Genomic DNA, 20,227 nt, shown 5'->3' on the forward strand with positions numbered 1-20,227 from the left:
GACCAAGTGGCAGTACACAACGCCTCGTTCGCTCGAGGCCTCCGCCTGAGACGGCTCTTCCGGCACGGCGACGGGCGCCTGCTCGTCGTACCGCTGGACCACTCCGTCACCGACGGGCCGCTGGGGCCCGGCGATCTGAACTCCCTGATCGGCGAGTTGGCCGGCACCGGTGTCGACGCCGTGGTCCTGCACAAGGGCAGTCTCCGTCATGTCGACCCCGGCTGGTTCGGCGACATGTCGCTGATCCTGCACCTGAACGCGAGCACCCGCCACGCCCCGGATCCGGACGCCAAGTACCTGGTCGCCCACGTCGAGGAGGCGCTGCGGCTGGGCGCCGACGCGGTGAGCGTGCACGTCAACCTCGGGTCGCGCCAAGAGGCCCAGCAGGTCGCCGATCTCGCGGCCGTCGCCGAGAGTTGCGACCGGTGGAACGTTCCGCTGCTCGCCATGGTGTACGCCCGCGGACCGCAGATCAGTGACTCGCGTGCGCCGGAACTGGTCGCGCACGCCGCGACACTGGCCGCCGACCTCGGCGCTGATGTCGTCAAGACCGACTACGCGGGCACCCCCGAGCAGATGGCGGAGGTGGTACGGGCGTGCCCGATCCCGCTCATCGTGGCCGGCGGCGCACGCTCGGCCGAGACCGACGCCGTACTGGCCTATGTCTCCGATGCGCTGCGCGGCGGTGCGGCCGGAGTGGCCATGGGGCGCAACGTCTTCCAGGCCGACCGGCCCGGCTGGATGGCAGCCGCCGTCGCACGGCTGGTGCACGACACCCCGCACGCCCCGGACCGGGCCGGCGTGGACGACCGCCTCGCCCTCACGACCTGAACCGTCCCTCGTCCCGAGACGCATTCCGTCCTTTGCTGAGGAGATACTTGTGAAGCTGTGCTGGCTGGACGTCCGCAACGTCGGCGAAGCCAAGGAAGCCATCATCGAGGAAGCCGTTCACCAGCGGGTGGACGCCATCGTGGCGGCCGACCCGGCCGATCTGGAGCCGCTTCCGCCGACGGTGAAGAAGGTGCTGTTCCCGCAGGCCCAGCCGCTGCCGGAGAAGCTGGAGTTCGCCGACCTGGTCATCGTCGACCCGGCCCGCCACGGCGAGCCCGCCGAGCTGGCGCAGCAGTACCCGGACGTGGAGTTCGGCCGGTACGTGGAGATCACGGACGCCGACAGTCTGGAGGACGCCTGCCGCGCGGCGCGCCTGGACAAGTGGAGCCTGCTCTACTTCCGGGACCCCACCAAGATCCCGCTGGAGATCGTGCTGGCCGCCGCGGCCGGGGCGAACGGCAGCATCATCACCCAGGTCGCCGACGTCGAGGAGGCCGAGATCGTCTTCGGTGTCCTCGAACACGGCTCCGACGGCGTGATGCTCGCCCCCCACGCCCCGGGCGAGGCCACCGAGCTGAAGGCCGCCGCGGCCGGCAAGGCGGCGGACCTGTCGCTGGTGGAGCTGGAGGTCACCGGCATCCGGCGGGTCGGCATGGGCGAACGGGCCTGCGTCGACACCTGCACCAACTTCCGTCTCGACGAGGGCATTCTCGTCGGCTCGCACTCCACCGGCATGATCCTGTGCTGCAGTGAGACCCACCCGCTGCCGTACATGCCGACCCGGCCGTTCCGGGTCAACGCCGGTGCCCTGCACTCGTACACGCTCTCGGCCAACGGGCGGACGAACTACCTCAGCGAACTCGTCTCCGGCGGCCGGGTGCTCGCCGTCGACTCTCAGGGCAGGTCGCGGGTCGTCACCGTGGGCCGGGTCAAGATCGAGACGCGTCCGCTGCTCGCGATCGACGCGGTGTCGTCCTCGGGCGTGAAGGTCAACCTCATCGTCCAGGACGACTGGCACGTGCGCGTGCTCGGTCCGGGCGGCACGGTGCTGAACGTGACGGAGCTGACGCCGGGGACGAAGGTGCTCGGCTACCTTCCCGTCGAGAAGCGGCACGTCGGCTACCCGATCGACGAGTTCTGCATCGAGAAGTGAGCGGTGCCGCGATGACCGCACAGCCCGTTGTGGACTTCCATGTCCGTCTGGCTCCCCGGCCGGGGGCCGGAGAGCGGCTCCTGGCGGCGATGGACGACTGCCGGCTGGCGCGAGCGGTGGTGTGCGCGGGCGGCACCATCGACCTGGACCGCCTCTCCCGCCAGCTCATCGAGGGCGGGCACGTCGAGACCGACGCCGACAACGACGCCGTGCTCAAGGCCTGCGCGGGCACCGAAGGGCGCCTGGTGCCGTTCTTCTTCGCCAACCCGCACCGCCCGCCCGAGGCGTACCGGGCGAGGGCCGCCGAGTTCCGCGGCCTGGAGATATCACCCGCGGTGCACGGTGTCGGCCTGACCGACCCCCGGGTCGCCGAACTCGTCGGCGTGGCCGCCGAGTTCGGACACCCGGTGTACGTGGTGTGCCTGGAGCGTCAGGGGGCGGGCGTGGCCGACCTGGTCGGCCTTGCCCGCCGGTTCCGGCAGGTGAACTTCGTGCTCGGGCACAGCGGCATCGGCAACATCGACTTCTACGCCCTCACCCTGATCCGGGACGAACCCAACATCTCGCTGGAGACCTCCGGCGGCTACACCTGCGTGGCCGAGGCGGCACTGAGCCGCCTCGGCGCGGGCCGGGTGGTGTTCGGTTCCGAGTACCCGCTTCAGCACCCGGCCGTGGAGCTGGCCAAGTTCCAGTCCCTGTGCCTGTCGCCCGAGCAGTGGCGGCAGGTCGCCTGGGACAACGCGCATCGACTGCTAGGAGAGGAAAAACGGTGAATCAGGCACCTTCGAGTCTGCCGCAGCTCGGCCAGTGGAACGGGCCGGAGGACCTGCGGCTCCTGCAGGAGAAGCAACTGCAGCAGACCGTCACCTGGGCGGCCCGCTCGCCGTTCTACCGCGGCCGGCTGAACTCGGCGGCCCTGCCCGCCACCGCCGCCGACCTCGCCTCCCTGCCGCTGACGACGAAGCAGGACCTGCGGGACAACTACCCGTTCGGGATGCTGGCCGTCCCGAAGGAGCGGCTGGCCACCTATCACGAGTCGAGCGGCACCGCGGGCCGGCCCACGCCCTCGTACTACACGGCGGAGGACTGGGTCGACCTGGCCGAGCGCTTCGCCCGCAAATGGATCGGCATCGGCGCCGAGGACGTCTTCCTGGTGCGCACGCCGTACGCACTGCTGCTGACGGGGCATCTCGCGCACGCCGCCGGCCGGCTGCACGGGGCCACCGTGGTGCCCGGCGACAACCGTTCACTGGCCATGCCGTACGCCCGCGTGGTCCGGGTCATGCACGACCTGGGGGTCACGCTGACCTGGTCGGTGCCGACCGAATGCCTCATCTGGGCCGCCGCGGCGCGGGCGGCCGGGCACCGGCCGGACACGGACTTCCCCCAGCTGCGCGCGCTGTTCGTCGGCGGCGAGCCGCTCACCGACGCCCGCCGCCGCCGGATCAGCCGGCTGTGGGGCGTGCCGGTGATCGAGGAGTACGGTTCCACGGAGACCGGCAGCCTGGCCGGCGAGTGCCCGCACGGCCGGTTGCACCTGTGGGCCGACCGGGCCCTGTTCGAGGTGTACGACCCGGGGACCGGCACCGTCCGTGCCGAGGGCGAGGGCCAGCTCGTGGTGACGCCGCTGTACCGCGAGGCGATGCCCCTGCTGCGTTACAACCTCGAGGACAACGTGTCGGTCTCCTACGACGACTGCCCGTGCGGATGGAACCTGCCCACCGTCCAGGTCCTCGGCAGGTCGGCGTTCGGCTACCGCGTCGGCGCCTCCACCGTCACCCAGCACCGGCTGGAGGAGCTGGTCTTCTCGCTGCCGGAGACCTATCAGGTGATGTTCTGGCGGGCGCGGGCGGAACCGGCCGTCCTGCGCATCGAGATCGAGGTGCCCGAGGAGCACCGGGCGGCAGCCGAGGCGGAACTCGCGTCCCTGGTGCACGGCGAGTTCGGCGTCGACAGCCATGTCACCGGACTGGCTCCGGGGACGCTGATACCGCACGACGCGCTCACCGCCATGCCCGACGTGGTCAAGCCGCGCAGCCTCTTCGGGCCCGACGAGGACTGGGGCAAAGCGCTCCTCTACTACTGATGGGGACGACATGTCGCAGATGAGGGTGGCCGTGGCCGGTGCCGGGATCGCAGGCCTCGCCCTCGCCTCCGCCCTGCACCGCGCGGGAGTCGAGTGCCATCTCTACGAGCAGGCGGGGCGCCTGGCCGAAGTGGGTGCGGGGGTCCAACTGGCCCCCAACGCCACCCGGCTGCTGCGCCGGCTGGGACTGCGCGACCGGCTGCGCACCGTCGCGGTCACACCGCAGGCGATCGAGATGCGCCGCTGGGACGACGGCACGCTGCTGCAGCGCACCGCACTGGGCGGCTCGTGCCACAGCCGCTTCGGGGCGCCGTACTACACCGTGCACCGCGCGGACCTGCACAGCAGCCTGCTCTCGCTCGTCCCGCCGGAACAGGTGCACCTCGATGCCCGCTGCGTCGCCGTGACCCAGGACACCGACGAGGCACGGCTGCACCTGTCCGACGGCACGACGGTCGCGGCGGATCTGGTCGTGGGCGCCGACGGCATCCACTCCGTCGTACGGGAGCAGATCGTCACCGATCAGCCGAAGTACTCCGGGCAGACGATCTACCGAGGCCTGGTGCCGGCCGAACGGGTGCCCCATCTGCTCTCGGAGCCCCGTGTGCAGTTGTGGTTCGGACCCGACCAGCACTGTGTGTGCTACCCGGTGTCGGCCGGCCGGCAGGTGAGCTTCGGCGCGACCGTCACCGCCTCGGACTGGCAGGAGGAGTCCTGGTCGGCGCGGGGCGACGTGGCCGAACTGGCAGCCGCGTACGCGGGCTGGCACGAGGACGTCGCACGGCTCATCGACGCGGCGGACACCGTCAGCCGATGGGCCCTGCACGACCGCGAGAGCATCGACCGGCTCAGCTCGGGGCGGGTGGCCGTGATCGGCGACGCCGCTCATCCGATGCTGCCGTTCCAGGCGCAGGGCGCGAACCAGGCGATCGAGGACGCCGTCGTGCTCGCGGCCTGCCTGGCCCATGTGACGCCGGCCCGTCTGAGCGGGGCCCTGCGCCGCTACGAGCAACACCGCCTTCCCCGGACCGCACGGATCCAGCGCCAGTCCCGTGACAACGCGCAGACCTTCCACCTGGCCGACGGGGACGCGCAGCGCCACCGCGACACCACCGCGCAGACCTCATCGGGTCTGGACCGGCACGAGTGGCTGTTCGCGTACGACGCCGAGCGAGCCGTCACGACCCCCTGGAGTTCATGATGGAACTGACCGGAATCGAGTCGACGGTCGCACTCGTCACCGGTGCGGCCCAGGGCATCGGCGCCGCCGTGGCTGCCACCCTGGCGGGCGCGGGAGCACACGTCGCCGCCGTGGACCGCAACGCCGAGGCGCTCACCACCGTGGTGACGAAGCTCGAGGCCGAGGGCCAGTCGGCCCGCGCCTACTGCGTCGACGTCTGCGACAGCAAGGCGGTCGACGCGCTCGTGCGGCGCATCGAGGACGAGCTGGGGCCCATCGGCATCCTCGTCAACGCGGCAGGCGTCCTGCACACCGGCAGAGCCGTCGAACTGACGGACCGTCAGTGGCAGGAGACCTTCTCGGTCAACGCGGACGGCGTGTTCCACGTGTCCCGTGCGGTGGCCCGGGAGATGATGGGCCGCCGCCGCGGCGCGATGGTGACCGTGGCGTCGAACTCCGCCGGTGTGCCCCGCACGGAGATGGCCGCATACGCCGCCTCGAAGGCCGCCTCCGCTCAGTTCACCCGGTGTCTGGGCCTGGAACTCGCCGACTACGGCATCCGGTGCAACATCGTCTCGCCCGGCTCCACCGACACCCCCATGCTGCGCGCGATGATCGGCGAGGACGCCGATCTCAGCTCGGTGATCGAGGGCTCCTCGGCCGCCTACAAGGTCGGCATTCCGCTGCGCAAGCTGGCCCAGCCGCGGGACGTGGCCGAGGCGGTCGCCTACCTCGTCTCCGACCAGGCCGGACATGTGACGCTGCACGACCTGTACGTGGACGGCGGCGCCTCCCTGCACGTATGACGCCGTCGGACGCAACAGGAGGCGAACCATGGCCATGTCCCCGATCGAGCCGTACCGCATGCCAGGCGCCGGCGACCTGCCGGCCCCCGCGGTGTCCTGGCGTCCGCGGCCGGACCGCGCCGTCGTGCTGGTGCACGACATGCAGCGGTACTTCCTGCGCGCGTTCGTGGCCGGTGAGTCCCCGCTCACCGAACTGGTCGCCAATGTCGTGAAGCTGCTCGCCGCGGCGCGTGCGGCCGGGGTACCGGTGATGTACACGGCCCAGCCCGGCGGTATGAGCCGCCAGGACCGTGGGCTGCTGCAGGACTTCTGGGGCCCCGGCATGGCGGCCGAGGAAGCCGACCGCGGCATCGCGGACGACATCGCCCCCGAGGCGGGCGACACCGTACTGACCAAGTGGCGCTACAGCGCGTTCCACCGGACCGACCTCCAAGAACGGCTACGGCGGTCGGGGCGCGACCAGCTCGTCGTCTGCGGTGTCTACGCGCACATGGGCTGCCTCATCACCGCCTGCGACGCGTTCAGCCGCGACATCCAGCCGTTCCTGGTGGCGGACGCGCTGGCGGACCTGACGCTCGACGACCACCTCATGGCGCTGCGCTATGCCGCGGATCGCTGTGCGATGCCGCTGACCACGGACGACGTACTGGCCGAGCTGACGCCGTAGCCGGCTCGGCGGGCCCCGAAGACCCCTGTCAGTTCCCCTGATCCACCGGGCGGAGCCAAACGAAAGGAACACCCTTCATGTCCGATCGCACCCAGGTCGTCGTCATCGGCGGAACGTCGGGAATCGGGCGGCACTTCGCCCAGACGTGCGCCGACCAGGGACACGACGTGATCATCACCGGCCGTACGGAGGACCGGACCAAGGGGATGGCCCATGAGATGGGCGGGCGGACCCGCGGGCTCGCGCTGGACCTGGCCGAGCCGGAACGGATCGGGGCCGCGCTGGCCGACGTGGAACGCGTCGACTGGCTGGTGCTCTCCGCGCTGGACCGCGATTACAACACCGTGCGCGAGTACCGTCCGGCGGACGCGACCCGCCTGTTGACGGTGAAGCTCACCGGCTACACGGCGGTCCTGCACGCCCTCGCCCCGCACATGACCGACGACAGCGCGGCCGTACTGCTCGGCGGCCTGGCCAGCCATCGGCCGTATCCCGGCTCCACGACCGTCACGACCGCCAACGGCGGCATCAGCGCGCTCGTCAGGACGCTGGCGGTGGAACTCTCGCCGGTCCGGGTCAACGCCCTGCACCCGAGCATCGTCGCGGACACGCCGTTCTGGAGCGACAAGCCCGGCGCCCGCCAGGCCGCCGAGACGCGTGCGCTGACCAAGCGGCCCGTGACGATGCAGGACTGCACCGAGGCGATCACGTTCCTGCTGCGGAACCGCTCGATCAACGGCGTCAATCTGAACATCGACGGCGGCGACGTGCTCATCTGACGCTCGTCGAGATCCGCCACGGCCCCCACCAGGCGGTCGCACCCTGCCCGTGCTCCCGCTCCGCGCGGGAGTAGCGGGTGAGGTCCCGGGCGGAGAACAGGGCCATGCCCGCGTGGAAGGCCGCCACCGGAACCGGAAGCCGCGCCCAGTACGTGAGCCGGCCGTCGACGTACCACCGCGCTTCTGACGTCTCGGCCCGGTAGGTGATGGTGTAGCGGTGCGCTCGGCCCGGCTCCGTCGGCACCTGCGAGACCACCCGGTGGGTGTAGTGCTCCTCAGGCCGGGTCACGCCCGGGACAGGCAGTCGTTCGACCAGCGCGTAAACGGTGTCATTGCTCGCGGAGGCATTGAGTACGACGCCGCTTTCCAGGTCGAAGAGGGCCACTGTGCCGAAGGCGTCGAGCAGGTCATGGGGAATCTGGCCGTAGGTCCGCACCCCCATCTCGACCTCGAACGTCAGCTCTCCCGCCGCCGGCACGGCAAAGCGCCGCACGGACTGGTACATCTGCTTGGCGTTGTTCTGCCGCGGGTCGGTGTCGTGGAAGCGGCTGAACGGGTTGACAGTCAGCTCGAATCGCCCGTCACCGGTATGTGTCCGTGCGTTACGATCCCGGTACTGGTGGGTTTCGCCGTCGGCGCCTCGGTTTTCCAGGATTCTCCAGCGGGCGGGATCGAGTTCGCCGCTCGTGAAGTCGTCGTACGTCCACGTGGTTGTTTCCGGCGTCGTGGTCATTCAAACACCATCGGCCGAGCCGCCGGCACCGGACATCACACGTTCACGCGGTTCGGGCAGGGGCACGCCATTTCGCCGGCGAACGCCGAATATCCCGTGAATGGGCCATGCCGGCGTGCGGGCGGCGGCCGAGACTATCGCCGTACCGACCCGACCGCCACGTCACGACGTCGCCCTCGCGACGTCTGCAACAGAGGAGGTGTCATGGGCACGATGGACTCGGCAGCGGACGGCGACAGCCTTGTCGCGGTGTACGACAGCGCCCAGTTCCAGGCTCTGCAACGCCGATCGAATGTCTTCATCGTTTGGACGAGCGTCGCCTTCTACGGGTGGTGGTTGCTCCTCATCCTGCTCGCTGCCTTCGCGCCGGACTTCTTCCGGAAGGGGATCCACGGATCCTTCAACGTGGGCCTGCTTTTCGTAACGCTGTCGTTCCTCATCGTGGTGGCGATCTCCGCGCTCTATCTGCGATTCGCCCGAACTCGGCTGGATCCCCTGAGTGAGCAGATCCGGGGGGATCTGGAAGGAGATCTTCGATGACCCTCTTTCTCGCGGCACCCCCTCCGGCTCCGGTGCACAACACGTGGGCGGCGCCGGGGCTCGCCACGGGGTTCACCGTGGTCATCGCGGCTGCGGTGTTCGCCCTTGTGAGGTCGGCGCGCGGCCGTATCCGCAACCCGACCGACTACCTCCTCGCGGGCCGGAACGTCGACGCCCGCCAGAACGCCCTGGCGTTGGTCGGCAGCGCCATCATGTACACGACCGCGATCATCATCGCCGGGCACATCGCGCTGAACGGCTTCGACGGCGTTCTCCTGCTGACGGCCTTCACGATCTCCACGATCCTCGCGGTCCTGGTCTATGCGGGGCCGGTGCGCAACGTGGGCGGGTACACGCTGGGCGACCTGTGGGAACTGCGCGCCCGTCAGCGCCCGGCACGCATCGCCTCGGCCGTCGTCAGCCTGACGGTCTACACCATGTTCATGATCTTCACGCTGGCCACGCTCGCTCTGGTCGCCAGCCGGATGTTCTCCACCAGCTCCACGGTGGACAAACCCCTCGTGGCGAGCGTCGTCGCCGTCGTCGGCCTGCTCACCGTGCTCTGGGTGTACGCGGGAGGGATGGTCGGCCTCACCCGGGTGCTGGTGCTCAAGGTGGTCCTGGTGATCGGCATGGTGGCGGTACTGGCGGTGGCGGTGCTGGCCAAGTACGACATGAACCCCTTCCACATGCTCGATGCCGCCGAGGCCCACGCGGCACCCAACAAGCACGGCCACGATCTGCTCGGACCCGGCCGCCTGCTGGGCAAGGGCGGCACGGCGCATTCGGACCAGGACCCGTGGGTCCACATGTCGAAGCTCATCTCCGTCGCCATGGGCGCCATGGGGATGCCGTTCCTCTTCATGCGTCACTTCACGGCGGTCAACGGACGCGAGGCGCGGCGGTCGGCGGGCTGGGCGTCGATGATCATCGTGGCGTTCTACTTCTGCATGACCATCCTCGGTCTCGGCGCCGTCGCGATCCTCGGCGGGAAGAACATCGGCCTGCTCCCGGAGCACCGCGACATCACCCTGCCCAAGCTCGCGGACGAACTCGGCGGCAAGTGGGCGACCGGCATGCTCGGCGCCGTCGGTCTGCTGTCGGTCGCCGCGATCTTCGGAGTCCAGATCATCAGCGCGGTCACGTCCTTCACCAAGGACATCAACGCGGCGCGTGGCCGGCAGCCGGAACCGGCCGACGAACTGAAGCAGATACGGCGCAACGTGCTGGTCATCGGACTCGGCTACCTCGTCGTGGGGATGGCGATGCTGACCCAGCGCACCCACATCATGGTTCCGACGTCGATCGACCTGGGGGCTGCCGTCGTCCTGCCGGCGGTCGTCTACTCGCTGTTCTGGCGGCGCTTCAACACCGCGGGGCTGCTGTGGACGGTCTACGGAGGGATGGCCGTGACCTTCTTCATGGTCGTGTTCTCCAACGGTGTGTCGGGTGACGTCGCCGCCCTGTTCCCCGACTCCGACTTCAAGTTCATCGACTTCGAACCCGGCATGGTCACCGGACCGCTCGGCTTCCTGCTGGGCTTCGTCGGCACGCTCACCAGCAGCGAGCGCAACGACAGGGCCTTCAAGGAGATACGGGTCCGTGCCCTCACGGGCGCCGTCCCTCCCGCGCAGAAGAAGGACCTGACCGTCGTGGGCCCCGAGCAGCGCGACCGGGACAGCCGGACGCCCAGCGAAGCACGCTGACCAACCGAACAACCGCGAACGGTGTGGGGCGGCCGGACCGCCCCACACCCATGGGGAGGCAATCGTGGATCCGGTACCGGTTCTGGTCGTGGGCGCGGGCCCCGTCGGGATGGTCACCGCTCTGGCGCTCGCTCGCCAAGGCGTTCCCTGCGTTGTCGTCGACCAGGACTTCGAGACGTCCGTCCATCCCAAGCTGGACTACGTCAACTCCCGCAGCATGGAGTTCTTCCGGCAGCTCGGCATCGCCGACGACGTCCGGTCGGCCGGTGTCGGGCCCGAGCATCCGGCCGACGTGATCTGGTCGACCGGCCTCGCCGGTGAACCGATCACCACCTGGGAACTTCCCTCGGTGGCCGAGGAACGCCGGCGCATCGCCGAGCACAACGACGGCAGCCGTCCCACCGAACCCGGCCAGCGCATCTCCCAGATCGAGCTGGAGCCGGTGCTGCGTGCCCACTGCCGGCGCAGTCCGCTGATCGACCTGCGGTGCGGCCTGCGGTTCGACTCTCTCGCCCAGGACGACGACGGTGTGACCAGCCACCTGGTCGATGTCATGACCGACGACCGGGTTCGGTTGCGGTCCCGGTACGTGATCGGCTGCGACGGTGCGTCGAGCCAGGTCCGCAGGGCTGTGGGCATCGGCGAGGAGGGCTTCGACGTACCCGGGCTCCCGGGCGCGTTCATGGTGCACTTCAAGAGCCGCGATCTGCAGACCCTGCACCGGCACGGGCGGTTCTGGCACTACTTCGCCTTCAGGTACATCATCATCGCCCAGGACGAGGCGGACACCTGGACCGCGCACGTCAACGGCGTCCATCCGGCCGAGTTCGACACACCGCCGGCCGACCCGGCGGCATTCCTGCGCGAGACGATGCAGACCGAACTGAAGATCGACAAGGTCCTGCTGACCTCACGCTGGCGCCCCGGCTTCATGATCGCGGAACGCTACCGGGAAGGCCGCGTCCTGCTCGCCGGTGACTCAGCGCATCGCATGTTCCCGACCGGCGCCTACGGAATGAACACCGGCGTCGGCGACGCGGTGGACGCGGCCTGGAAGATCGCCGCCCTCGTCAAGGGCTTCGGCGGCCCCGCCCTGCTCGACAGCTACGAGGCCGAGCGCCGCCCGGCCGGTCTGCGCACCATGCACACGTCCCACCGGCACCTCGGCGTGCACCTCAAGGCCGGCGAACTCCTGCGCGGCGGCGCCCCGCTGGACACCGTCGCAGCCTTCCTGCAGGACGAACGGGGCGAGAACGAGTACCGGGGGATCGAACTGGGCCACCGCTACAACGACTCGCCCGTCGTCTGCCACGAGGACGCGCCCGAACCCCCTTACAGCCCCCGGGCGTACACACCGACGACATGGCCCGGTGGCCGGCCGCCCAGCCTGCTCCTGCAGGACGGCACGCCGATCTACGACCTCTTCGCCCCGTCCTTCACACTCGTCGACTTCGCAGGCGACGGCAGGGCCGACGCACTGCTCGAGGCGGCTGCCGCCCAGGGCCTGCCGGTAGGCCACACCGTGGTGACCGACACCGGTGCCCGGCGGACATGGGAACGCGACCTCGTGCTGCTCAGGCCCGACCACCATGTGGCCTGGCGCGGCGACGAGGCCCCCGAGGACCCTGCTGCCGTGATTCGGCGGGTACGAGGCGCGGCGTGAGGCGTCCGGTGGGGTGACGGCGGGCGGACCGGTGCACGGCGTCATGCCCCGCCGTGTCCGGTGAAGCGCAAGAGCAGGGACGCGACATGCGGTGCCTTACCGGAAATCCGGTAAAGGCAGGTCTTGAGCAGCGCAAAGACGTGATGTGCGCGCAGGGCCCGACACGTCACGCTCGTCGTGCACCGGCGCGATCGGGTGGGCAGCCCCCCGTGCGGTCGGGCCCCGTGCATGACACCCGCTCGTCCGGCGCCGGGCCGGCGGTTTTCCGTGGCCCCCGGAGCACGTCTCGCTGATCTCTCGACGGGAGCACTCATGACGCAATCCAGCTCTACGGCGGACATCGCCCGACTCGGGCCGTGGGAAGGCCGGCCGGCGGCCCAGCAACCGGACTGGCGCGACCACGCCGCCTATCCCGAGGCCTGCGAGCGTCTGGCGTCGGCTCCGCCCCTGGTGGAGGCCGCCGAGATCCGGCAGCTGCGGCGGACGCTGTCCCGGCTGGGGACGACCGGCACCCTCCTGCTTCAACTGGGCGACTGCGCGGAGAGTTTCTACGAATGCACGCCTCGGCACGTGGCGCAGAAGCTGCGGATCGTCGACCGGCTGGCGGACCGCTTCGGAGAACTCACCGGCCAGAGCGTCGTCCGGGTCGGCCGTATGGGCGGGCAGTTCGCCAAACCCAGGTCACAGGCGACCGAGTCGCACGGCGCGGTGAGCATCCCCTCCTTCCGCGGACACATGATCAACTCGGAGATCTCCACGCCGCTGACCCGGCAGCCCGACCCGCGGCGCATGGAGTGGGCCTACGACGCCAGCGCCGTGGTGCAGCGGGCGATGCGGACGTACCGTCAGGGCAGCGGCCGCATGCCGGCCGGGGAAGGGCCCTGGTCGAGCCATGAGGCCCTGGTCATCGACTACGAATCCCGGCTGGTCCGCCGTGACCCGGAGACGGACGAGCCGTACCTGTCCTCGACCCACCTGCCATGGGTGGGGGAGCGCACCCGTGAACCGGGCGATGCGCATGTCGCGCTGCTCTCCTGCGTCGCCAATCCGGTGGGGTGCAAGGTCGGACCGGCCGCGGACCCCGAGGACGTCCTGCGGGTGTGCGAGGCACTCGACCCGCACCGTGAGCCCGGCCGCCTGATACTGATACCCCGGATGGGCCGGGACGGCATTCAGCAGGCCCTGCCGCCCATCGTCCGCCGTGTGGCGAACGCGGGACACCCGGTGATCTGGCTGTGCGACCCGATGCACGGCAACACGGTGCAGTCCCGGTCCGGCCTGAAGACACGTCATCTCACCGATGTGATCACCGAAGCGCTGCGATTCCGCGACATCCTCCAGGCGAACCGGCAGGACGCGGCCGGACTCCACATAGAGGTCGCGGCGGACGACGTGACGGAATGCATCGGTGGTTCCGTGACGGGCGAGGACCAACTGCACCGGCATTACACCACCTTGTGCGATCCGCGGCTCAATGCCGCCCAGGCCGTCGAACTCATCGAGGCCTGGGCGAAAGGAACGGTGTCCGGTTGTCCGTGAAGGGCGAAAGGTCCTGTAGATCGTCAGCCCCGCGCTCCGCAGTGCTCCTTGTGCGTCGGGAATGCGTTGCCGGACGAGTCGCTGTCCATGGTCCACTACTCGATCGAGCAGTGGACTTCTCGAAGCCGAGTCGGCTAGCGTCCCTGTGAAATCCCGGGACATTAGATGAGCATGAGTTCTCTGGCTCGACCATGACCGCCGGCGATCGCTTCACGACATGAAGGTCGATCGAAAGGAGAATTTCCAGTGAAGAAAATGAGGCGACCGCGGAGTCGGCGTCTGGGATACGGAATGACCATCGCCACCGCGGTGGCCCTGGTGGGCTCGCTGACCAGTGCCGCGCCGGCGGCTCCGCAGCAGGCGACAGCCACCTTCGACCTCGATCACGGGAATGCCCTGACGCAGGTCGTCTATCCGAAGTTCCAGCGCGTGTCGCGCGACGAGAGCTTTGGCCGTGCGGTGACGCTGACGGTGGACCACGCCATCCTCATCGAAATGCCGTGGTTCGACGCCATTGCCCCGTACAGCCCGACGGCGAAGGGTATTTTCTCGGACCTCGGGCGCCGTCCGGCGGAAGAGCGTACGACGCGCAACAAGAACATCGCCGTCATCTACTCCGCCTTCACGTCGCTCAACGCCGTCCTCCCGCAGTACAAGGACCGTTGGCTCGAGATGATGCAAACGGCGGGACTTGATCCCAACAACACCGAGGAAGACCCGACCACGCCGAGCGGTATTGGAATCCTTGCCGCCAAGAACGCCATCAAGGCGCGCTTGCACGACGGTTCCAACCGGTACGGTGACGAAGGCGGCCGTAAGTACAACTTGAGGCCGTACAGCGACTACACCGGGTACCGGCCGGTCAACACGGCGGAACAGCTCAACGACCCGTCCCGCTGGCAGCCGAACGTGACGTCGTCGAACAACGTCTACAGGTCCCAGGAGTTCGCGACTCCGTATTTCGGCTGGCTCAAGCCGTTCACGTACGACAGCCCCGCGCAGTTCGACGTGGCTCCGCCGACCAGCAGCAACTACCACAATGCCAAGGCCTACAAGAGCCAGGTCGACGAGATGGTGGAGGCGTCGGCCGGTCTTGATGACCGCAAGAAGATGACCGCCGAGCTCTTCAACGACAAGGTGGTGACGTTCGGGGCGGTCGCCGGCACGCCGGTGGTCATGAACGGAAACTACGACGTCGAGAAGATGGTGCAGTACATCACCTCTTCCGACGTGGCCTTCGTCGATTCCACCATCGCCACCTGGTATTTCAAGCGGAAGTACGACTCCGTGCGGCCGTTCAGCGCCGTCCATCATGTGTACGGGAACAAGAGGATAACCGCCTGGGGCGGGCCGGGGGCGGGCACGGTCGACGACATCACCGGGAACGAATGGCAGGGCTATCTGAGCGGGCATTCCGCCGACTCCCCCGAGTACCCGTCGGCGACTTCCGCGCTCTGCCTGTCCTTCGCCGAGCAGGTGCGACGGTTCACGGGCACCGACCAGGCCAACATCAACTTCGCTGCCGCGAAGGGTTCCTCGTTCGTGGAGCCGGGTGTCACTCCGGCCAACGACATGACACTGCACTGGAGCAACTGGACGGACTTCGCCCGGGACTGCGGGGAGAGCAGGGTCTGGGCGGGTGAGAACTTCCCTGCCGCGATCGAGGCCGCGAAGCAGTACGCACCGAAGATCGGTGACCTGAGCTACGAGTTCGTTCAGCGGAAGCTGAACGGCGGCTGATTCCCCCAGCACCGACGCAGGCTGCCGCCGGCGCCCCAACGGGCCCGGCGGCAGCCTGCTGCTGGGAGCGCCCCGACAAGTCATCACGTCTTGAGACCCGCTCGTCCCGCGCTCTATCAAGACGATCAAGGGTAGAAGAGTCGAGCTTGAAGAGTTATGGTCGCCGTTGCGGCTCGAACGCAGGGCGGGGGATTCCAATGATTTTAGCTTACTTCCCAGTAATTTCGCGCGTACCTGTTTCGGTGACGCTCGGCACCAGTCGCGGAGTTTCGAGTTCTGGTCCGGCTCGCGGTGAACTTGAGGGCGGGTGGAGCCCGGCCACCGCCGTCGGGCGTGGTTCGCGAGCCGGGTGTCGTGTCATTCCCTTGAGGAGATCTCTGCCGACCGGGTGGCCCTCGTCCCGGCCATGGCGGCACGTGCACGCACGGCCCCAGCCCAATTCCGGCTATTGCGTCGAAGTGACCGTGCCCCTGAATCGGAGCGACTGGTGGAGGGAAGATGGCGATCAAGGTGGTCCTGGCCGAGGACGAAGCCCTCACCAGGGAGGCCCTGGCTGAACTTCTCCAAATGTCGGGGAACATCGATGTCGTCGCCCACACGGGTCGGGGCGACAGGGTGCTGGGGCTCGTGGAGGAGAACGAGGCGGGGCTCGCCGTGCTCGACGTACACATGCCGGGCATGAGCGGGATCGAGGTCGCCGAGCAACTGCACCTGGAGCGGCCCGGTTTCCCGGTGGTGATCCTCACCCGTGTTCCCCGGCCCGGGCACCTGCAGCGGGCGCTCAAGGCCGGAGTGCGCGGCATCCTCACCAAGGAGACCTCGATTCGCGAGCTGTGCCAGGTCATCCGTGAAGTGCACGCAGGCGGACGGCATTTCCCGCCCGAGCTGGTTGCCGAGATGCTGGCCGCCGGCGAGAACCCGCTCACGGCCCGCGAGGCGGAGATCCTGAAGGCGGCAGAGGACGGCCGCCCGCTCAGCGCCATCGCTTCCCAGCTGCACCTGAGTCCGGGCACGGTCCGGAACCACATTCACTCCGCCGTCCGCAAGCTGAAGGCGGGCAACCGGATCGGTGCCGTGCACGCCGCGTCGCGGGCGGGCTGGATCTGAGCGAAGAACCCGGCCCCGGCGTCGTCGTGGCGGCACGCCGGGGCCCTCGAAAGCGGCTGCGGCGTACTGCCGACACGCCCGCCCGGGCCGACAGCCCGCACCTGCTCCCTTGTCGAGACGTCTTCCCGCCACGAGCCGCCACCGGACCGAACGCGAGCTGGAGCCTCTCCTGGCCCGGCACGTGTCACGGCTCGACCCGCGTATGCTCCCGCCCGCCTCACAGGTAGCGGGCCGCAGCATGAGAACCGTACGAGTGTGGCCGAATCGGTCGTCTGACACGTGTTCGAACGCGGCGATACTCAGGGCTGGGCAAACCCGCCCCATTCCTATGTCCGGAGGCCGCTGATGCCCCAGACCCACCTGTCCCACACCGCCGTGCTCGAAGCCTGGCTGTCGGGCGCCGAGAGCGCGTACGGCCAGTCCAACCCGGCCGGGCCCCTCTATGTCGGCGGCGCAGCCGCCGAGGCCGCACTCACCGACCCGAGCGACTCCCTCTACGGCTTCTGTTCCAGCCCGTCCGGGTCGCTCGGCAGTTGGTGCTGCTGACCGTCTCCGCTCCGGAGCGCACTCGCTGAGCGCGCCCCGGCGGAGCCCGGAGTGAGGTTCCACGAACGGGAGCGTGAGGAACCGGGCCGGTGGAACGGTTCCTCACGCCCCACCTCAAGGCGCCTCGGACGGCGCGACGCGGCAGGGGAACGGGGAAGGCGGATGGTGAGCGGATCGGGGTCGAAGAGACCGGGACCGGACAGGGAAGACGAGGCCGATTGGTTCGCCCGGCCCGTGCGCAGCATCGCCCGGCCCTGGCGGGACGAGCTGGCCCGGCGGCTCGCCGCAGTGAACGGCCTCGGGCAGGACGAACGGGAAGTCGTGCTGGACGCAGGCCACACCGCCCTGCTCAGGTCCTTGCACGCGAAACTCTCCCGCCTGTTCCTGATCGAGCTGCACGCGCTGCGCCTGGCAACAGGCGGCCGGCCACCCGCCGCGGGCACGGCCGCGGGCACCGGCCCGGGCGCAGGCGCCGCCACGGGCAACGCGTCGGACCCGCAGATATGGGCCGCGTACCTCGAGCAGGCCGGACGAGCGGGCTACCTCGACCAGCTCTCCGGCCGGTACCCGACGGTCGTCCCGCGGATCGCGGCGGTGGCACGGCTGTCCGTGGCGGCGACGGCGGGCTTCGCGCAACGGCTCGCCGCCGACCGCACTCTGCTGCACTCCCTGCTGGACGGCCCGGCGGGGGAGATGCGCGCCGTCACCTTCGGGGCGGGCGACAGCCACCGGGGCGGGCTCACCGTCAGCCGTGTCGACTTCGACGGCGGAAGCCTCATGTACAAGCCCCGCCCGTCCGAGACGGACGTGGCCCTCGGCGGCCTGCTGGACGAGCTGTTCGCGGACCTCCCCGCCGCCCCGGCACCGCACGAGCGCATCCGTGTGCCGCGGACGCTGGCCCGTGACGGCTACGGCTGGGCCGAGTTCGTCCGCCACCGCTACTGCGCCGACGAGGCCGAACTCGCCGCCTTCTACCGCGGCGTCGGACACTGGTTGGCCGTCCTCCGCTTCACCGGCGGCACCGACATGCACGCCGAGAACATGATCGCCGCGGGACCGGTGCCGGTGATCGTGGACGCCGAGACGCTCTTCGACGCCCCCGCGCCCTTCCCGCCCAGCAACCGGGGCGACGCGGTGGACGTGGCGGCGGCGGCCATCCGCCGTACGGTGCTGCGGACCGGACTGCTGCCCGTACGCGGCACCGGATTCGCGCTCGGTGGGGTGGACATCTCCGGGGTCGGGGCGCTGCCCGGACAGCAGCCGCTGATCCCGAACCCGGTGATCGCGGACGGCGGCACCGCGGCGGCCCGGTTCCAGGTGGACCTGGTGGCGATGCCCGCCGCGGCCAACCACCCCAGCCCCACCCCCGTACTGAGCACGTACTGGGACCGGATCCTGGCCGGCTTCCAGGAGATGACCGCACACCTGCGCACCCCCGGCCGCGACCCGTACCGGCTGCTGCGCCGGTTCGAAGGCGCCCGGGCGCGGCGGATCCTGCGGCCCACGCAGGCGTACGTCGACATCGGCCGGATGCTGTGGCACCCGGCGTCCCTGCACGACGAGGCGGCGGCCGTCGAGCGGGCCCGGGACATCCTGCGGCGCAACGCCGAGGTGCTGCCCGGCGCGCCCACCGACCGTGCGGCCATCGACGGCGAGATCGCGGACCTGCTGGCGGGCGACGTGCCGATGTTCACCTTCCCCGTGGACGCCACCGCGGTACGGAACACGGTCGAGGACTGGCGCACCGCCGACCTGTCGCTGGAGGAGGCGGTGATCCAGGACGCGCTGGTGGGCGCGTACCTCAACGAGCGCTCGCTGCCCGCACGGGTGCAGGCCGCCGCCCGCGACCCGCACGCCCGCAACCGGGAGCGGCGCCGCCGGGACCTGGCCGCGCGGATGGTACGGCGGCTGTGCGACGGGGCGGTGCGCGGCGAGGACGGTACGGTCACCTGGATCAGCCCCGTCTTCACGCCCGCCGGATGGTCCATCAGGGTGCTGCCCGCCGACCTCTACACCGGGCAGGGCGGGGTGGCCCTGGCGCTCGCGGAGTACGTGACCGAGGCACGGGCCGGTCGCGCCGACGAACTGCCGGGCGTCGCCGAGACGTTCGAGGGCGCGCTGCGGGTGCTGGTCACCACCGAGGACCTGACACCGACACCCTCGCCCGGGGCGTTCAGCGGTGCTGCCTCGCAGGTGTGGACGTGGCTTGCGCTGCACCGGGTGCTCGGCGAGGACGGGCTGCTGGAGCGGGCCGCCGAACGGGCCCTGCTGCTCACGGAGGGAGGGCCTCTGGTCGAGGACGACATCGAGGTGGACCTCCTCAACGGGGCCTGCGGCGCGATCGTCCCCCTGCTCGACCTGGCCACCGCCACCGGACAGGACCGCTGGCTCGGCGCCGCCGCCCACATCGGCCGCCGGCTGGCCGGGCTGGCCACCCTTGACGCCGGCGGCGCCCGGTGGACGACCCGCCTCAACCCCGAGGGCATCGGCGGCTTCGCCCACGGCGCCACCGGTATCGGCTGGGCCCTGGCCCGGCTCGCCCTCAGCGACGCGGGTTCCGCCGCCGAACGCCGCGGCTGGCGCCACCTGGCCGACCGGGCCTTCGCCTACCAGGAATCCCTGTACCGGCCCGAGCACGGCAACTGGCTCGACGTCCGGGTCGGCGCCGAGGACGACTTCTTCACCAGCTGGTGCCACGGCAGCGCGGGGATCGGTATCGGCATGCTCGACCTGCACCGGCGCACCGGCGACCCCGCCCATCTCGACATGGCACGCCGCGCCGCACGCGCCTGCGCCGCCGAAGGCTTCGGCTGGAGCCACACCCTGTGCCACGGCGACCTCGGCCTCTGGGAGTTCCTCACGGCTCTGGGCCACGGTGACCGACAGGACCTGGACGCGGAGATCCTCACCGGACTCGAACAGCGCGGCCCGGTGGGGGGCCTGGCCCGCGAGGCGTTCTCACCCAGTCTCATGTCCGGCCTCGCCGGAGTCCTGCACACCCTCCTGCGCATGCATCCCGGGGCCGACCTGCCCAATCCCCTGCTCCTCGACTGACCCCGCCCGGACCGAGCCCGGTCCAGGGTGTTGCCGACAGCGCCCCCGTCGCAGCACCTGGAACGGGTGATCGCGCCGGCGACCGCTCCCGCGGCGG

17 protein-coding genes are annotated in these 20,227 nt (G+C 70.0%); 16 read left to right on the plus strand and 1 reads right to left on the minus strand.

Going from position 1 to position 20,227, the window contains the following annotated elements:
* Positions 1-6: 6 nt before the first annotated feature.
* From K7G59_RS28665 to K7G59_RS28700, 8 genes are all read left to right on the plus strand, one after another.
* Positions 7-831, plus strand: coding sequence for a 2-amino-3,7-dideoxy-D-threo-hept-6-ulosonate synthase (locus K7G59_RS28665; RefSeq protein WP_225839279.1), 825 nt, complete (start codon positions 7-9; stop codon positions 829-831).
* A gap of 49 nt (positions 832-880) precedes the next feature.
* Positions 881-1,984 (plus strand): 3-dehydroquinate synthase II, encoded by a 1,104-nt coding sequence (locus K7G59_RS28670; protein WP_225839280.1) that lies wholly within the window; start codon positions 881-883, stop codon positions 1,982-1,984.
* A gap of 11 nt (positions 1,985-1,995) precedes the next feature.
* On the plus strand, positions 1,996-2,757 hold the full coding sequence (locus tag K7G59_RS28675; protein WP_225839282.1) for an amidohydrolase family protein: 762 nt from the start codon (positions 1,996-1,998) through the stop codon (positions 2,755-2,757).
* Complete coding sequence (locus K7G59_RS28680) at positions 2,754-4,070, plus strand: AMP-binding protein (protein WP_225839284.1); 1,317 nt, start codon at positions 2,754-2,756, stop codon at positions 4,068-4,070. Before K7G59_RS28675 ends, K7G59_RS28680 begins: the two co-directional genes overlap by 4 nt.
* 10 nt (positions 4,071-4,080) lie before the next feature.
* On the plus strand, positions 4,081-5,271 hold the full coding sequence (locus tag K7G59_RS28685) for an FAD-dependent monooxygenase (protein WP_225839285.1): 1,191 nt from the start codon (positions 4,081-4,083) through the stop codon (positions 5,269-5,271).
* A complete protein-coding gene (locus tag K7G59_RS28690) occupies positions 5,271-6,056 on the plus strand; it encodes a 2,3-dihydro-2,3-dihydroxybenzoate dehydrogenase (protein ID WP_225839288.1) in 786 nt (261 codons plus the stop codon). Before K7G59_RS28685 ends, K7G59_RS28690 begins: the two co-directional genes overlap by 1 nt.
* 28 nt (positions 6,057-6,084) lie before the next feature.
* Positions 6,085-6,723: an isochorismatase family protein gene (locus K7G59_RS28695; RefSeq protein WP_308295101.1), complete on the plus strand. Its 639-nt coding sequence runs from the start codon at positions 6,085-6,087 to the stop codon at positions 6,721-6,723.
* Positions 6,724-6,800: 77 nt separating this feature from the next.
* Complete coding sequence (locus K7G59_RS28700) at positions 6,801-7,502, plus strand: SDR family NAD(P)-dependent oxidoreductase (protein ID WP_225839290.1); 702 nt, start codon at positions 6,801-6,803, stop codon at positions 7,500-7,502.
* Here the strand turns inward: K7G59_RS28700 and K7G59_RS28705 are convergent.
* Complete coding sequence (locus K7G59_RS28705; protein ID WP_225839292.1) at positions 7,495-8,235, minus strand: DUF6081 family protein; 741 nt, start codon at positions 8,233-8,235, stop codon at positions 7,495-7,497. The two genes, K7G59_RS28700 and K7G59_RS28705, sit on opposite strands and share 8 nt — an antisense overlap.
* Before the next feature lie 204 nt (positions 8,236-8,439).
* Here K7G59_RS28705 and K7G59_RS28710 point away from each other — a divergent pair, with 204 nt between their 5' ends.
* The 8 genes from K7G59_RS28710 to K7G59_RS28745 all read left to right on the plus strand — a co-directional run bounded on the left by K7G59_RS28710 (position 8,440) and on the right by K7G59_RS28745 (position 20,130).
* Entirely contained in the window at positions 8,440-8,775 is a 336-nt protein-coding gene (locus K7G59_RS28710) for a DUF485 domain-containing protein (RefSeq protein ID WP_225839295.1), read from the plus strand.
* Positions 8,772-10,481: a cation acetate symporter gene (locus K7G59_RS28715; protein ID WP_225839297.1), complete on the plus strand. Its 1,710-nt coding sequence runs from the start codon at positions 8,772-8,774 to the stop codon at positions 10,479-10,481. Before K7G59_RS28710 ends, K7G59_RS28715 begins: the two co-directional genes overlap by 4 nt.
* Positions 10,482-10,545: 64 nt before the next feature.
* The gene (locus K7G59_RS28720; RefSeq protein ID WP_225839301.1) at positions 10,546-12,144 is read left to right on the plus strand and encodes an FAD-dependent monooxygenase; all 1,599 of its coding nucleotides are present in this window, start codon (positions 10,546-10,548) and stop codon (positions 12,142-12,144) included.
* A gap of 312 nt (positions 12,145-12,456) precedes the next feature.
* Positions 12,457-13,683, plus strand: a complete 1,227-nt coding sequence (locus K7G59_RS28725; protein ID WP_225839303.1) for a 3-deoxy-7-phosphoheptulonate synthase — start codon at positions 12,457-12,459, stop codon at positions 13,681-13,683.
* Positions 13,684-13,974: 291 nt separating this feature from the next.
* Positions 13,975-15,423 carry a DUF6851 domain-containing protein gene (locus tag K7G59_RS28730; RefSeq protein ID WP_225839304.1) on the plus strand — a complete coding sequence of 483 codons (1,449 nt, stop codon included), beginning with the start codon at positions 13,975-13,977 and terminating at the stop codon, positions 15,421-15,423.
* Positions 15,424-15,921: 498 nt separating this feature from the next.
* Complete coding sequence (locus K7G59_RS28735; RefSeq protein ID WP_225839306.1) at positions 15,922-16,530, plus strand: DNA-binding response regulator; 609 nt, start codon at positions 15,922-15,924, stop codon at positions 16,528-16,530.
* Positions 16,531-16,875: 345 nt separating this feature from the next.
* Entirely contained in the window at positions 16,876-17,076 is a 201-nt protein-coding gene (locus K7G59_RS28740) for a DUF6229 family protein (RefSeq protein ID WP_225839308.1), read from the plus strand.
* Between the two features lie 234 nt (positions 17,077-17,310).
* Positions 17,311-20,130 carry a type 2 lanthipeptide synthetase LanM family protein gene (locus tag K7G59_RS28745; RefSeq protein WP_225839309.1) on the plus strand — a complete coding sequence of 940 codons (2,820 nt, stop codon included), beginning with the start codon at positions 17,311-17,313 and terminating at the stop codon, positions 20,128-20,130.
* Positions 20,131-20,227 lie beyond the last annotated feature (97 nt).

Source organism: Streptomyces sp. NK08204, from assembly GCF_020400585.1.
Lineage (GTDB): Bacteria > Actinomycetota > Actinomycetes > Streptomycetales > Streptomycetaceae > Streptomyces.